This window comes from Marinobacter zhanjiangensis, assembly GCF_014651935.1.
GTDB classification, from domain to species: Bacteria; Pseudomonadota; Gammaproteobacteria; order Pseudomonadales; family Oleiphilaceae; genus Marinobacter; species Marinobacter zhanjiangensis.
This window is the reverse complement of record NZ_BMXV01000009.1, coordinates 134,534-150,027: the sequence shown is the minus strand read 5'-3', so window position 1 is coordinate 150,027 and position 15,494 is coordinate 134,534. Positions and strand designations below refer to the sequence as shown.

Sequence of the window (15,494 nt, the reverse complement as noted above, 5' to 3'; positions counted from 1 at the left end):
GATTGCCACGTGGTGCAAGCCCAAGGATAACGTAAGTGGCCGGATTTCGTGAATCAGGCTACTGTCCTGAAGGCCTGTTCGCTGACAACCCGTTGCGACGGGCTCGCGACCACCGATGTTGCCCTGACCGGAACTCTGCCTCTGCACTGCGGTCAGAGCAGGCTTGTGAGCTGCTTTTCTGCCTGTTCAAAAACCTCGAGGCGCGTATATGTCCACTCTCTCCCAGACCATCTCCCTGGGGCCCCTTGGGTTTACCCTTGCCCAGCTATTGATGGTGTTCGCACTGATGGTGGCCCTGCTGGTGGGGGCGCTTCTGGGTCGCCGGTACCGGGTGGTGGTCAGTGATGCCCTGTTCTCCCTGATTATGGTGGCTTTCGTCGCAGCCAGGGTGGTCTTTGTGCTTCGCTACAACGAGAGCTATGACAGCTTTCTCGCGATGATCGATATCCGTGATGGCGGTTTCGATGTGACCGCCGGGGTGGTCGCCGCGCTGCTCTGGTTGTGCTGGCGCAGTTGGCGAAGTAGCGCCCTGAGGCGGCCGCTATCAGCGGCGGTGTTGTCGGCGGTTCTGGTCTGGGGGGTACTCAGTGGTCTGATTCTGTTGATGGACAACGAAGCCCGGCCAGTTCCTGACCTGGAGCTGGCAGCCATGGATGAGAGTGCAATCAATCTGCGTGACTTCCAGGCAACGGGTGACGGTCCGATGGTGGTCAACCTCTGGGCCACCTGGTGCCCGCCCTGCCGGCGGGAAATGCCAGTGCTGGCGAAAGCTCAGGCCGAGCAGGACGATATACACTTTGTGTTCGTCAATGTGGGCGAGGGGCCGGGCACCATCCGCGAGTTTATTGGCTCCCAGGACCTGAACCTGGATAACATTCTGCTGGACCGGAACAACCGCCTTGGTGCCATGACCGGTGCCCACGTGCTGCCCACGACCCTGTTCTACAATGCTGACGGGCTGCTGGTGGACAGCCATACCGGTGAGCTGTCCCGGGCAACCCTGCGGCAGGGCCTGGAAAAGCTGGGGTCTGGTGTGCCATGACACCGGCCTGAAGCGCCTGTCCCCATTGCCGGAGCATGTTCCGGGTCGCTATCCTGATAGCTGGCCGGGCATGCCGTCCATCCGCTTCCATCATCATGCACGAGGGTTGCCACGCCTATGATTCCGCCGCTGGGGATAATCGAGGGATTCTATGGGCCCATGTGGCAATGGGCCGACCGGCGCGCCCTGATGGAGGTGTTGCAGCCCCATGGTTATGGCTTCTACTGGTATGCGCCCAAGGCGGACCGGTTTCTGCGCCGGGCCTGGCAGAAACCCCATCCCCCGGAAGCCGCCGCAGACATTGCCCGGTTCGCCCGCTGGTGCGACGATCGTGGTGTGGAGTTCGGCATCGGCCTCAGCCCCTGGGAGGTGTTCAACCACTTCGACGACGCCGCCCGCCGGGCATTGGCCCGGAAGCTTGATTTCTTCGAGTCGGTGGGTGTCCGCCGTCTTGCCGTGCTGTTTGACGATATGAAGTCTGACACCCCCGATCTCGCTGCCCGTCAGGGAGAAATCATCGACTGGATCCGTCAGCGTACCGGTTTCCGGCAGTTGGCGGTGTGCCCGTCCTATTACTCGGATGACCCGGTGCTGGATCGGGTATTCGGGCAGCGGCCCCCGGGCTATCTGGAGGAACTGGGCAAGGCGCTGGATCCGTCGGTGGATGTGTTCTGGACCGGTGAGGAGGTGTGCTCGCGGGAAATCTCCCCGGGGCATCTGCGCCGGGTGGCCGGCCAGCTGGGCCGCAAGCCGCTGTTATGGGACAACTACCCGGTTAACGATGGCGAGCGCATGTCGAGGCACCTGCATCTGCGGGGGTTTACCGGGCGGCCCGCCGCCAATGCCGGGCTGATCAGCGGCCATGCCATCAACCCGGCCCTGCAACCCACCCTGACCGCCATTCCGGGCCTGACCCTGGCGCAGAGTTATCAGCAGGGTGACGACTATTGCTATGGCGAGGCATTCCGGGTGGCGGCGCAGCAGGTGGCCGGTGAAGAGCTGGCCGACATGCTACAGCAGGATCTGCTGGTGCTGCAGGATACCGGACTGGGCAGGCTCAGTGACCAGCAGCAGAGCCGCCTGCGGGAGCGCTATGGTTCGTCCGGCCATCCGGCGGCACAGGAAATACTGACGTGGCTGGACGGCGGTTATCAGGTAACCGACGAAATGGTTCAGACCCAGTAAGTCGCCCTTATTGGCAGTCCGGCCCGCGAGCCTGGCTGAACTGTTTCTTCATGGCCGCATTGCGGCGGTCTTCGTCCTGGTACTGCTCCGGCAGAGGCAGGACGAAATAGAGATAATTCCCCTTCGCCGCGTGCTCACCCGGCTTCAGGTCCGCCCCGTCATCCTCCAACACCACCGGGCTGATAACGGCCACCCTCAGGTCTGGCCGCCGCTGTTCCAGTACGCCTACCAGGCCCAGTCGCTGCTCGCTGTGAAAGGTGCCGGTAATCATCAGCACCTGATGGTCCGGGTAGCGCTGCCGTGCCTGAATGATCCGGTCGGCCATGGTGCTGTCACGCAACAGCTGGGCCCGGTAGGCGTTGTCCAGGCGCTCACGGCTGGCGTCCGGCGCCTGGCCGTGGCTGTTGCCACCCATGGTGTTGAGGAACTTGCTGCGGTAACCGGGTATGTCCGGCCAGGGTTCCTCCGGCAGCAGGGTGCGTCTGGCCGGTGGCAGTGAAGCCAGGTAATCCGGGCCCTGGCGACCAACGCAGCGGACAGTGTCGGCGGGCGCGTTGGCCGCAATGACCGGCAATTGCTGGCGCCGGGCGAACTCCATCAGCGGACGATAGGAGGCCTTGTAGTTGTTCCAGGCGCCGGCATCCTCGATCAGTTCCTCTTCACCCAGTTCTTCCGCAAGGTAAGCGTCAATCACGTTCTGATGGTCCAGGTCGAAGGGCTCCAGTGCCAGTACCTGCTTCGGATGCTGGTGATGCAGGGCAGCCTGCAGGTTCGACTGCAACAGGTGCGCGGCCTGATGGCCGTGGTACTCGCCCACCACGATCACGTCTGCCCCGGTGAGCTGCTGTGCCATCGCCGGGATGGTTACCGGCTGGCCCGACTCTGCGTTGAAGGCCACCGACTCATACAGTGTGGCCGGTGCCTCGCGGGCTTCGGTCTGCAGGCCGGCGCAACCGGAGAGCAGTGCCGCGGCAAGCAGCCCCGGCAAATAAAAGTACGCGTGTGGTGAAGGCATCTGAGCAAGCTCCTTCGGGTCAGCTGTTGTCCGGGGCCCGGCCATCAAGATTTTCTTTCCAGTCAGGCCCGAGCCTGGCCTCGACATAGTCGCGGATGAACTGCCGCACCTTCTGGGAAGGGGTGACGTCCTCTTCCCGGCACAGGGCTTCGAAGGCTTTCTTCTTGTCCGGGTCGATCAGCAGGGTGAGTCGCGCGGTCCGCTGCTCCTGGGACATGGTCTTTCGCTCCGTGTGGCCAAGTATGTTAATCAGGTTAACATTGAATGTGGTAAGGGTGAGCATATAATGACCATTCCTACGGATCAATCCCAGGATGCCTGCCATGCCTCATCGTGCCCATCTGTTTTCCCTGCGAATTGGCCATGCCTTTCGCGAAGCCTGTCTGGAGGAGCGCTATACACGCGCCCGGCTGTTCAGGGACCTGATGGCAGGGGTTACGGTGGGCATCATCGCCATCCCCCTGGCTATGGCGCTGGCCATCGCCAGTGGCGTCGCCCCCCAGTATGGCCTGTATACCGCCATCATTGCCGGTTTCGTGATCGCGCTTACCGGTGGTAGCCGGTTCAGCATTTCCGGGCCTACGGCGGCCTTCGTGGTTATTCTTTACCCCATTGCACAGGAATACGGGCTCGGTGGTTTGCTGCTGGCTACGCTGATGTCCGGCCTGCTGCTGATGCTGATGGCGCTGATGCGACTTGGCCGCTTCATTGAGTATATTCCGGAATCGGTCACCCTGGGGTTTACCGGCGGTATCGCCGTAGTCATCGCCACCCTGCAGGTGAAGGATCTGCTGGGTCTGTCCATCGCCGACATGCCGGAGCACTACTGGGACAAGCTGGCGTCTCTCTGGGGGGCGCTGGGCTCCTTCCATGGTCCCAGTGCGGCAGTGGCCGGTTGCACCCTGGCGGTGATGCTGTTGTGGCCACGTTTGAGGACCCCCGTGCCGCCGCATCTGCCGGCGGTCGTGCTGGGCACGGTGCTGGCCTGGTGGCTGAACCTGGGGGGTGCCGGTATTGATACCATCGGTTCGCGTTTCAGTTATCTGTTGCCGGATGGCACTACGGGGGCGGGCATCCCGCCGTTCCTGCCCGGCTTCGAGTGGCCCTGGCTGCAGCCGGGTGCCGATGGCGCGCCACTGGGGATCAGCTGGTCCATGGTCACGGAGCTGCTGCCCGCGGCCTTTGCCATTGCCATGCTCGGCGCCATCGAGTCGCTGCTGTGTGCGGTGGTGCTGGACGGCATGACGGGCAGGCGTCACAGCGCCAATAGTGAACTGATGGGGCAGGGCATCGGCAACGTGCTGGCGCCGCTTTTCGGGGGTATCACCGCCACTGCCGCGATTGCCCGGTCGGCGGCCAACTACCGGGCCGGGGCGGAGTCGCCGGTTGCCGCGATGATCCATGCCGGCGTGGTTCTGCTGGGCCTGGTGGCGCTGGCGCCATTACTGGCGTGGTTGCCCATGGCTGCCATGGCCGCGCTGCTGATCATGGTGGCCTGGAACATGAGCGAGGCACCCAAGGCGGTTCACCTGCTGAAAACCGCCCCCAGGGGCGACATGCTGGTTTTTCTGACCTGCTTCTCCCTGACCGTGATCCTCGATATGGTGATTGCCATCACCACCGGCATCCTTCTGGCCGCCGTGTTGTTCATGCGGGACATGGCCCGCATGACGCGGGTGACGGATATCACCGACAGTACCCGGTTGCAGCAACAGGCATTGCCGGACGGGTGGCGGGTATTCAAGATCAATGGCCCGCTGTTTTTTGCCGCCGCCGACCGGGTCTTCGGGGAACTGGCCGAACTGTCCGCCCGGGCCCCCGGATTCATTCTCTATATGGATGGCGTAACCGTACTGGATGCCGGCGGACTGGCCGCGCTCAACAAGCTGGTGGAGACGTGCCGGCGCAATGGCTCCCGGGTGATCATCGCCGATCTGCAGTTCCAGCCATTGAAAACGCTGGCCCGGGCGGGGGTTCAGCCGGTGCCCGGGGTCAGCCGGTTTGCGGCGTCCCTTGATGAGGCGCTGAGCCTTGCGGACTGACAGGGCTCCTGGTGATTCTCAATCGTCGCGATACCGCGTCACAGTGGCCAGTGGAGTTGCAGGTTGCCGCCTCCGAAGGCAGCCTTGTGCAGGTAGAAGGTGGGGTTGATGGTCAGCACGGCCTGGTTGGTGTCTGGTAGCTGCACCTCGATCGGCAGCGCCAGCTTGCCGGTGAAGCCGGAGTGCCGGCGGCCATCGTCCTCCGCGAAAGATTGCCGGACCTTCGGCGCGCTGAGATAGAGGCCGGGGCTGATGGTGGTATTGCGGGCGGCTTGCAGCGAAATCTCGCCAAAGAGCGTGGGTTCCCTGCGGCGGATACGTCCCTCGTCATCCAGTGCCCGTCCGAAATAGCCGGTTTCGTCCAGATGCACATAGGCCAGGCCAATGCCCGGCTGCAGTCGATGGCTGGTGAGGGTGGCGGACACCCGGGCTTCCAGGTATTCCCGGTCGAATGGGGTGGATCCACTCTCCTCTGGTCCCCGCAATTGATAATCGCGCCGGGTCCGCTCACCTTCAAGATGCAGCCTCAGCAGCCAGTCACCGGCCCGCTGACCATGGGTGATTGCTGTCCGAAGGCTCTCGCTGTCCACGGTCAGTTGTTCCTGCCGGCTGATGAAGCGTGACTCGGGCGACAGGTTGAGGGACAGCGTGGTACCGGCCCCGGTACCTGTTCCTTGCCGGTGCCACTGGAGGAAGAAGGTTTGTGGCGCCTGCTCGACCGAGTCCCTGGTGTCGGTTTTGTCGTTGAAGTAGGCATCCGGAAGTATCCAGCTGGCGTGAATCCAGCTGTTGTCGGTCAGGTGGTGACGTGCGCTGAAGTACACGTCTGCCTGTGACTTGTCGGAGAAGACGTCACCCTGCAGCCAGATCTCCGAATCGTCCCCCAGGTTCTGCCGGAAGCCGATCAGTTGCCGGTCGTAGGCGCCGTCCAGGTCTTCAGCGCGCTGGATGTCCAGCAGGAAGCCGTTCCGGTCTTCCCGGAAACCGAAATCCCGGAGGAACCGAAAGTCGTAGTAAAGGCGGTCGCTGCCCACGCTGCCGGCCGTGCCGCGAATGCCCTCCTCCGTTGCGGCCGGGGGTGACAGCCGGTGGCGGAAGGTCAGCTCGTGCAGGAAGCGTTCGGTGTTGTAGGCCTCGTCCCGGCCCATGACGACAGCATCCTCGCGCCAGGGTTGCGGCACATGGGCGGTGTCAGCAACCACGCCTGTCGCCGGAGGGAGGCCCAGACAGATCGCAGCGAGAAGCAAGTGCCGATGCGGTACAGACATAATCCTGGTTCACCTTCCGTGTGGCCTTTGCTTTATGCTATGGGACACCATGACTTTCCGCAAACGGATGACTATAATAGGGTCTCCATGCTGCCATTCCGTATTGTTGACCGCATCAAGTTCATCGTAGAGCGCCAGCTGGTCAAGGGCGCCGGCTTCCAGTTACTGGTGGTGGCTGTATTCATAGCGGTTATCTCTCTGGTGGGCGGCATCCTGGTGGTGCCCCTTGATGGCGAATTCGATCACGTGGGCAATGCCATCTGGTGGGCGTTCCTGCGGCTGACCGATCCGGGATACCTGGGCGACGACGTTGGCGCCTGGCAACGATTCGTGTCCACGCTGCTGACCATCAGCGGCTACGTGGTGTTCATGGGTACCCTGGTGGCGATCCTGACCCGCTGGCTGATCGCACGCATGAGCGAACTGGAGCGGGGCCTGACCCCGGTTACCCTGAAGAACCACATCGTGGTTCTCGGCTGGACCAGTCAGACACCGCCACTGTTGTCCGAACTGCTCAGTTCCACCGGCCGCATGCGGCGCTTTCTGGAGAAACACGACGCCTCACGGCTGAACCTGGTCGTGCTTTCCGAGGAAGCCGGTGCCGGGCAGCTCCATGAACTGCGGACCGAGCCGGGTATCGGTTCCCGTGCACGCCAGATAATCCTTCGGTCGGGCCTTCCGATCCAGCCGGATGCCCTGCACCGGGTGGCCTGTCTGGATGCGGCGGCCGTCATCGTGCCCAGTGCCGCCCATGAAGCCGACAGCCTGTTTACCGCGGATGTGGAAACCGTCAAGGCATTGCTGTCCATCGCTGCCCAGGCCCGCCACTACCGCTCCGGGCTGCCCTTTGTTGTTGCTGAACTGCAGGATATCCGCAAGCTGCCGGTGGTGGAACGGGCCTACCCGGGCCCGGTGGAGGTGGTGGCCGGTGATGCCACCATCAGCCGGCTTATGGTTCAGAACATCCTGCATCCGGGGCTGTCGGAGGTCTACAACGAGTTGCTGGCAGGGGAAGGTGGCAACGAACTCTACATCCGCAGTGGCGACTCGGTGGCCGGGCTGTCCCTGGGGGAACTGGCCAGCCAGCGCCCCGGGGTCATTGTGCTGGGCATTCTGAAACCCCTGACGTCGGGCTGGCAGGTTCAGCTGATTGCCCCGTCGGATGCCCTGATTGATACCGGGGACCGGGTTGTGATGATGGCGCGCAGCTATAACGAAACCGGCCCGGACACCCAGGGGGAGCCGCTGCCGGCGATCGCCCGGGCCCCTGTGGCCCGGCGGGCGCGTCACCTTCCGGCACGGCATCACCGCGTACTGGTGCTTGGCTGGAACCGGCGAGTATCCAGCCTGGTGGCGGAACTGGCCAGCTATCCGGGCCAGGGCTTCGAGGTGGATGTGGTCTCGGGGGTGCCGGCTGTGGAGCGGGAGCAGGCCATCAATCGCTATTGCGGGCCGGAGCTGGCGGTGCCCTGCCGGCACCTCGAAGCCGACTACATGGTGGAAGAGGAGCTGCGGCGCATGGCTCCTGCGCAGTATGACAGCATCGTGCTGGTGAGCAGTGACCGGCTGTCCTCCGGCGAAGAGGCGGATGCCCGGGCCATGGTCGGTTACCTGCAGCTGGAAGACCTGTTGCTGGAGAGCAGCCGGCGGCCACAGCTGATCATGGAGCTGAGCGACCCCGACAACCGTCAACTGCTCTACGGCCACCAGAGCGAGATGATGATCAGCTCCATGATTCTCAGTCATGTGCTGGCCCAGGTGGCCCTGCGCCGGGAGCTTCGTGCCGTGCTGGATGAGCTGTTCACCGTCGGTGGTGCCGAAATCCAGTTCCGGGCCCGGGACGATTACCCGTTGCCGGCAAGTGCCAGCTTCCATGTTCTGGAGAAGGCGGTGGCCGCAGAGGGCGAGGTGGCATTGGGTGTGTATCGTGGCCGGGCCGATGAAAAGGGGCACCGTCTTCAGCTCAACCCGCCCCGGGACGAATACCTCGAACTGCAGCCGGGAGACCGGCTGGTGGTGCTGGCCAACACTGGCGATGAACCATTGTCCGCCCTGTAAAATCAGGCGGTTGCGGGTGCATCACCACTATTCACCAAAGAAATGCCGGAAATAGATAATATAAATTTCAATTATGCGAGAGGAGTGTCTAAAGTAGGCGCCAATCTTCGGTGATCCGCTCATTTTTTGAGCGGAGCGCTGGTTCACTGCAAGATACTCAACCCGCAACCGCAAGGACTGAGACCATGCCTTACGCAAAAGACGTTGACCAGATTGCTTCCATCCTGAAGCAGAACCCGACCTGGAATGCTATCAACCCGAAGCACGCCGCCCGCATGCGCGCCCAGAACAAGTTCAGGACTGGCCTGGATATCGCCAAGTACACCGCCAGGATCATGCGCGAAGACATGGCGAACTACGACAAGGACACCTCGCAGTACACCCAGAGCCTGGGCTGCTGGCATGGGTTCATTGGCCAGCAGAAGATGCTGTCCATCAAGAAGCACTTCGGTAGCACCAAGCGCCGTTACCTGTACCTGTCTGGCTGGATGGTTGCTGCCCTGCGTTCCGAGTTCGGTCCGCTGCCGGATCAGTCCATGCACGAGAAGACTGCCGTATCCGGCCTGATCGAAGAGCTGTATACGTTCCTGCGCCAGGCTGACGCATGGGAACTGAACCACCTGTTCCGCGCCCTGGAAGAAGCCGAGAACGCCGGCGACAATGCCAAAGCGGAAGAGCTGATCAAGCAGATTGATAACCACGAAACTCACGTTGTGCCGATCATTGCCGATATCGATGCCGGTTTTGGTAACGCCGAAGCCACCTACCTGCTGGCCAAGCAGATGATCGAAGCCGGTGCCTGCTGCATCCAGATCGAAAACCAGGTTTCCGACGAGAAGCAGTGTGGCCACCAGGATGGCAAGGTGACCGTTCCCCACGCCGACTTCCTGTCCAAGATCAACGCCGTTCGTCTGGCGTTCCTGGAACTGGGCGTTGACGATGGCGTCATCGTTGCCCGTACCGACTCCCTGGGTGCCGGTCTGACCCAGAAGCTGGCCGTAACCGAAGAGCCGGGCGACCTGGGCGACCAGTACAACGCCTTCCTCGACGGCGATTACATCGAGAAGCCGGAAGACATCAACAACGGCGACGTGGTCATCAAGTCCGACGGCAAGCTGATGAAGCCCAAGCGTCTGGCTTCCGGCCTGTTCCAGTTCAAGCCGGGCACTGGCGAAGACCGTGTGGTTCTGGACTGTATCACCAGCCTGCAGAACGGTGCCGACCTGCTGTGGATCGAAACCGAGAAGCCCCACGTTGGCCAGATCGCCAGCATGGTTAACCGTATCCGCGAAGTGGTGCCCGACGCCAAGCTGGTCTACAACAACAGCCCGTCGTTCAACTGGACCCTGAACTTCCGTCAGCAGGTATTCGATGCCTGGAAGGAAGAGGGCAAGGATGTGTCCGCCTACGAGCGTGCCGACCTGATGAACGAGAAGTATGATGACACCGAGCTGGGCAAACTGGCTGACGAGTGGACCGCCAACTTCCAGCGTGACGGCGCCCGTGAAGCCGGCATCTTCCACCACCTGATCACCCTGCCGACTTACCACACCGCGGCCCTGTCTACCGACAACCTGGCCAAGGGCTACTTCGGTGACGAAGGCATGCTGGCCTATGTTGCCGGCGTGCAGCGCAAGGAAATCCGTCAGGGTATCGCTACCGTGAAGCACCAGGACATGGCCGGTTCCAACATCGGCGATGACCACAAGGAGTTCTTCGCAGGTGACGCGGCCCTGAAGGCCGGTGGCAAGGACAACACCATGAACCAGTTCTGATCGAACGGTTCCCGGTCCGGGGTCCTTCGGGGCTCCGGCACCACCAGACACAAAAAAGCCGGCGGGAGTGATCCTGCCGGCTTTTTTGTGTCTGGAGTGGAGTGCCTTGGCCAGGTGGAATCAACCGCCAATGGATCAAGGTTATTTCAGGAAAACAGCCGTGAAGTCGAGCTGTTTTTTTGCGATGCTTGGCAGCGACAAAGCTTGTTCGAAACACTTGTGGATGGATAGCGGATTTTGACAACAGATCAGGGGATTGTTTTCGCTGTATTGCTCATCACGCTCGGCCTGTTTGTCTGGAACCGGATTCGCTTCGACCTGGTGGCGATGCTGGCACTGATTGCGGTGGCGGTGGCCGGCCTGGTGCCGACAAACGAACTGTTTGCAGGCTTTGGTCACCCGGCGGTGATCACTGTGGCCGCGGTGCTGGTGATCAGCCAGGGTCTGGTGAATGCCGGGGTGGTGGACAGCATTGCCCAGGTGCTGGGGCGTGTAGGCGACAGGCCCGCCGTGCAGGTGGCTACGCTGACGGCTGTGGTGGCCTTGTGTTCGGGTTTTATCAACAACGTGGGAGCCCTGGCCCTGTTGATGCCGGTGGCGATCTGGATGGCTCGCCAGTCCGGGCGCTCGCCGTCCTATTTGTTGATGCCCCTGGCCTTCGGCTCGCTGCTGGGCGGCACCATGACCCTGATCGGTACCCCGCCGAACATCATCATTGCTTCCTATCGGGAGGGCGGTGCCAATTTCGGCCTGCTGGACTTCTTTCCCGTTGGTTTCGCCATCACCCTGGTCGGCGTGGCGTTTATCTCGCTGATCGGCTGGCGCCTGACACCCCGTCGTGGTGAAGCCGATAACGATGAGAAGCTGTTCAGCGTCGGCGACTATGTGACCGAGTTGAGGATTCCCGAGGAGTCTGACTACGTGGGTCGCACCCTCCATGACCTGTTGTCGGATAGCCACGACGATGCCGACCTGGCGGTGCTGGGGCTGATCCGTGATGACAGCCGCAAGCTGGCACCGTCTACCTACCAGGTCCTGCAGGCCGGCGACCTGCTGCTGGTGCAGGCGGACACCGACAGCCTGCAGGCTGTGGTGGACAAGGCGGGCCTGGAGTTGGGCAGCACACCGGACGACGCGGCGCTGGATGAGGGCGACTCCCGTATTGCCGAGGCCGTGGTTACGCCCGATTCGAGCCTGATCGGTCACTCCGCCAACCGCCTGCGCCTGCGGGAACGCCATGGCCTGAACATCATTGCCGTGGCCCGGCAGGGGCACCGTATCGACAAACGGGTGGGCCAGGTGGCGTTGCGGGCAGGGGATATCCTTTTGGTGCAGGGGCATGACGAGGAACTCGAGGGCGCCCTGCGGGAGATCGGGTGCCTGCCCCTGGCCGAACGGGGGCTGAGGTTTGGTATCCAGCGTCGTATCTGGATTGCGGGTGGAATTTTCCTGGCGGCCATCGGCCTGATACTGAGTGGCCTGTTGGCGGCGCCGGTGGCCCTGGTGGCTGCGGCTGTGGCCATGGTACTGGTTAATATCCTCGACACCACCGAGGCCTACCAGGCCATCGACTGGTCGATTATCGTGCTGCTGGGGGCGATGATACCGGTGGGGGGTGCCCTGGAGTCTACCGGTGGTGCCGGCCTGATTGCCAGCGCGCTGCTGTCTGTGGGGCAGGGCTTGTCACCGGCGTTACTGCTGGCGGTGCTGATGGTCGGTACCATGCTGTTGTCGAACGTAGTCAACAACGCCGCAGCCGCCATACTGGTCGCGCCCATTGCCCTGAGCCTCTCGGGGCAACTGGGTATCGCCTCGGACGCCACCCTGATGGCGGTGGCGGTAGGTGCTTCCTGCGCCTTCCTGACCCCGATCGGTCACCAGTCCAATGCCCTGGTGATGGAGCCGGGTGGCTTCTCGTTCGGTGACTACTGGCGCCTGGGAGTGCCTCTGTCGGCGCTGGTGGTTGCGGTGGCTGTGCCGATGATCCTGCTGGTCTGGGCGTGATTAGTGTGCCCTCAGTGGCTTGGCAGGTCAGCGAATTTCCCGAACGGTACACTGCCGCTCTGTTTTATCTGCCGCGATGAATCCTCTGTGTCAGTTCTTCTACAGATCACCAGGGCGACAAAGGCGATGATGCGACCCTTGAGCATGGCGCTGACCAGATCACGTAAGCTGAGATTGCTCTGTAGAAGTTCTTTACAGTAACCGCCTGACTCCATGTGCATGAATTGTCGTCATAAATCGTTCTTCCGGGATTGACCGAAAAAACAGGCTGTTTCAGGAGTGAAACAGAATGGCGTTCGTGTCGTCCCATCTGCCCAGCCAGCCTGAAATAATATCCCCATAAAACAATCACCTGAAAATCAAGGTCAGCGCTGGCACAGGAATCGCTTTGCCTTCCTTGCGGGCCCGGTACATGAAGTACCTGTGAGCGCTCAGGTGTTGGAGGCCCCGGACAACCAAGAGCCAATAGTAGAGGGAAGCGATATTATGAATACCAAGAAAAGCTTGCTGGCAGCCGCCATTGCCATGAGTCTGGGTGTTTCCGGTTTTGCCTATGCAGACCTGGGGGGGGACGGAGATCCGAATACCAACGCGGATAATACATCCACCGCCAACAACGACCAATCCGGCAACACCGACTCCGGTAATGATAACTCCACAACCACTGATAACTCGAATAACTCGGACAATTCGGACAGCAGCACGGATGTCGCCGATTCGTTCAAGGTCGCGGACAGTGGCAATGACATGTCGGACAACTCAGACAACTCCGATAACTCAGACAGTTCGGACAACAGCACCGATGTCGCCGACTCGTTCAAGATTGCGGACAGTGCCAACGACAACTCGGACAATTCGGACAACTCCGATAACTCTGACAACTCCGACAGCAGTACCGATGTTGCCGACTCGTTCAAGATTGCGGACAGCGGGAACGACATGTCGGACAACTCGGATAATTCCGATAACTCGGACAATTCCGATAACTCCGACAATTCGGACAACAGCACCGATGTCAGTGACTCGTTCAAGGTTGCCGACAGCGGGAATGACAATTCGGACAACTCCGACAACTCCGACAATTCGGACAATTCCGATAACTCGGACAACTCGGATAACTCCGACAGTTCCGACAACAGCACCACCGTCAGCGATTCGTTCAAGGTTGCCAACAGTGGCAACAGTGACAGCTCTGACAGTTCTTCGAGCGCCACTGACTCCTACAACTCCGACAGCAGCACCAACACGCTGGACCTGAGTGTGAGTGCATTCCTGAACACTGCGGAGCTTGAAGGAACCGTGTCGGGCGTTACTGCGACTTATGGTGATGCCAATGGTGGTGGGTCCTATACCCATGTCAGCAATAACAACGAAATCTCCGGTGGTTCCGCGAACTTCACCGGTGTCGGTGCATTTGCCCAGAACGTGGGGACTGGCAGCGTGACCCAGGCCAATGTCAGCGTGATGTCCAACCTGTCCACTGGCAACTAGAGGAAACCGGGCCGCCAGCCATCGGGCGGCGGCCCGTTTTTCGGGAGAACGGCCATGGGTAACGTCATCAGAGGGATTCTGCGGGCATCCGTGTTGCTGGGTTTGCTGTGTGGACTGTCGCCGGCCATGGCGGAGCAATGGATGAATGCGCCGTCCCTGACGGATGAACAGCTGGCCGGAGCCAGCGGACGCCAGGGGTTGGCCATGCAATGGCAGGTCAATGACACCGAGCAGAATGCATCGGTTGCCGACAATGTGCTTTCGGGCAATGTGGTTACCGGCAACAATAATCTGTCTGACAATGCCTTCGGGCAGATGAATGGTATCGCCACGGTGATCCAGAATACCGGTAACCAGGTGGTCATTCAGGACAGCACCCAGATCAATATTCTCATCAATCAGTAGAGGGAGGTGGGGCATGGGCAGGTGTGCAGTGCTGGCAACGGGGCTGATGTGCAGCCTGTTCTGGCCCCAGGCTCAGGCAGGCTCCGTGACGGTGCCGGGCATCGGCGGCGACCTGTCCATCCCGGTAGAAAGTTACCGCGAGAAAACCTTCAGCGAGGTGATCCGTCAGCAGTATGACTTCAGCTGCGGTTCGGCCGCACTGGCATCCCTGTTGTCCTACCATTACGGCCACGAGGTTTCCGAGCAGGAGGTGTTCCGGTCCATGTTTGCCATGGCCGATGAGCAGAAAGTGCGCCGCGAGGGATTTTCCATGCTCGACATGAAGCGTTACCTGGCAATGGAAGGCTACCAGGCTGACGGCTTCCGTATGCCGCTGGCCGGATTGCGGGAGCAGGTGCGTTTACCGGTGATTGTGCTGATCGACATTCGCGGCTTCCGCCACTTCGTGGTGATCAAGGGCATCAGCGACCAGGAGGTTCTGGTGGGGGACCCTGCCAGGGGACTCAAGGCCTACAGTCACAGAGAGTTCGAAGAATACTGGAATGGTACGGCGTTCGTGATCCGCAGCCATCTGCGAGAGGGGCGGGCGTCTTTCATGAGCGATGGCAACTGGCCGTCGCTGGCCCGGGCTCCCCTTGGCAAGGGGCTGAGAGATCTGCCGGGCGCCCACAATTTGCCCTATTGGCCATCATCGAGGGAGTGGTGATCATGACTGTGCTGCGCAGATTAATGGTTACAGGGCTGCTGTTGCCGGTTCTCGCCCTGGCCGCCGAGTCCGGGTCGAATGGTCCGGTCCTGTTTGGCACACCACTGGCGGATGATGAGCTTGACCGGCTCCGGGGTGGGTTCCTGCAGGAGGGCCTGGAAATCTCCATCGGGCTTGATCAGATCGTTGCCGTGGATGGTCAGGAGCTGATCGTCAACCGACTGACCATTCCCAACCTGAACCAGCGGGTACAGGGCGAGGCCATCAAACACACCATGGAAACGGTGGTCCAGGTCCTGCAACCGGATCAGCCCGGCGGTACCCGTGTGATGGCCGGGCCGGGCGGAGCCGGAGGCGGCTGGACCACCATTATTCAGAACAGCCTCAACTCGACGGTGATCCAGAACATACACCAGCTCAATATCGAACTGAATAATCTGGCGGCCGTGCATCAGGTGCCCCTGCATCTTGGCGAGCACCTTAACCGGCTGCTGGGCCGTTAA

At 61.3% G+C, this 15,494-nt stretch carries 13 protein-coding genes; 10 read left to right on the top strand and 3 right to left on the bottom strand.

The features are described from left to right. The first annotated feature begins 208 nt into the window (after positions 1 to 208). Positions 209 to 1,042 (top strand): TlpA family protein disulfide reductase, encoded by an 834-nt coding sequence (locus tag IE079_RS17275; protein WP_189578104.1) that lies wholly within the window; start codon positions 209 to 211, stop codon positions 1,040 to 1,042. Positions 1,043 to 1,159: 117 nt separating this feature from the next. Then, positions 1,160 to 2,227: a beta-N-acetylglucosaminidase domain-containing protein gene (locus IE079_RS17270; protein ID WP_189578103.1), complete on the top strand. Its 1,068-nt coding sequence runs from the start codon at positions 1,160 to 1,162 to the stop codon at positions 2,225 to 2,227. Positions 2,228 to 2,234: 7 nt separating this feature from the next. Here the strand turns inward: IE079_RS17270 and IE079_RS17265 are convergent, their stop codons facing one another. Both IE079_RS17265 and IE079_RS17260 read right to left on the bottom strand, forming a co-directional pair. Continuing rightward, entirely contained in the window at positions 2,235 to 3,242 is a 1,008-nt protein-coding gene (locus IE079_RS17265) for a ChaN family lipoprotein (protein ID WP_189578102.1), read from the bottom strand. Between the two features lie 19 nt (positions 3,243 to 3,261). Next, positions 3,262 to 3,459, bottom strand: a complete 198-nt coding sequence (locus tag IE079_RS17260) for a ribbon-helix-helix protein (RefSeq protein ID WP_189578101.1) — start codon at positions 3,457 to 3,459, stop codon at positions 3,262 to 3,264. A 106-nt stretch (positions 3,460 to 3,565) separates the two neighbouring features. On the opposite strand from IE079_RS17260, the gene dauA reads away from it, so the two are divergent. Further along, positions 3,566 to 5,284, top strand: coding sequence for a C4-dicarboxylic acid transporter DauA (gene dauA, locus IE079_RS17255; RefSeq protein WP_189578100.1), 1,719 nt, complete (start codon positions 3,566 to 3,568; stop codon positions 5,282 to 5,284). A 38-nt stretch (positions 5,285 to 5,322) separates the two neighbouring features. On the opposite strand, the gene IE079_RS17250 is transcribed toward dauA, so the two are convergent. Next, positions 5,323 to 6,486, bottom strand: coding sequence for a hypothetical protein (locus IE079_RS17250; protein WP_227712576.1), 1,164 nt, complete (start codon positions 6,484 to 6,486; stop codon positions 5,323 to 5,325). Between the two features lie 153 nt (positions 6,487 to 6,639). Between IE079_RS17250 and IE079_RS17245 the strand changes: the two genes are divergently transcribed. The 7 genes from IE079_RS17245 to IE079_RS17215 all read left to right on the top strand — a co-directional run bounded on the left by IE079_RS17245 (position 6,640) and on the right by IE079_RS17215 (position 15,494). Next, positions 6,640 to 8,610, top strand: a complete 1,971-nt coding sequence (locus tag IE079_RS17245; protein ID WP_189578098.1) for a CASTOR/POLLUX-related putative ion channel — start codon at positions 6,640 to 6,642, stop codon at positions 8,608 to 8,610. Between the two features lie 185 nt (positions 8,611 to 8,795). After that, on the top strand, positions 8,796 to 10,385 hold the full coding sequence (locus IE079_RS17240; RefSeq protein WP_189578097.1) for an isocitrate lyase: 1,590 nt from the start codon (positions 8,796 to 8,798) through the stop codon (positions 10,383 to 10,385). A 237-nt stretch (positions 10,386 to 10,622) separates the two neighbouring features. Further along, on the top strand, positions 10,623 to 12,389 hold the full coding sequence (locus IE079_RS17235) for an SLC13 family permease (RefSeq protein ID WP_189578096.1): 1,767 nt from the start codon (positions 10,623 to 10,625) through the stop codon (positions 12,387 to 12,389). 486 nt (positions 12,390 to 12,875) lie between these two features. Continuing rightward, positions 12,876 to 13,880 (top strand): hypothetical protein, encoded by a 1,005-nt coding sequence (locus IE079_RS17230; RefSeq protein WP_189578095.1) that lies wholly within the window; start codon positions 12,876 to 12,878, stop codon positions 13,878 to 13,880. Positions 13,881 to 13,934: 54 nt separating this feature from the next. Further along, on the top strand, positions 13,935 to 14,285 hold the full coding sequence (locus tag IE079_RS17225; protein WP_189578094.1) for a hypothetical protein: 351 nt from the start codon (positions 13,935 to 13,937) through the stop codon (positions 14,283 to 14,285). A 13-nt stretch (positions 14,286 to 14,298) separates the two neighbouring features. Beyond that, complete coding sequence (locus tag IE079_RS17220) at positions 14,299 to 14,991, top strand: C39 family peptidase (protein WP_189578093.1); 693 nt, start codon at positions 14,299 to 14,301, stop codon at positions 14,989 to 14,991. A 2-nt stretch (positions 14,992 to 14,993) separates the two neighbouring features. Further along, entirely contained in the window at positions 14,994 to 15,494 is a 501-nt protein-coding gene (locus tag IE079_RS17215; RefSeq protein WP_189578092.1) for a hypothetical protein, read from the top strand.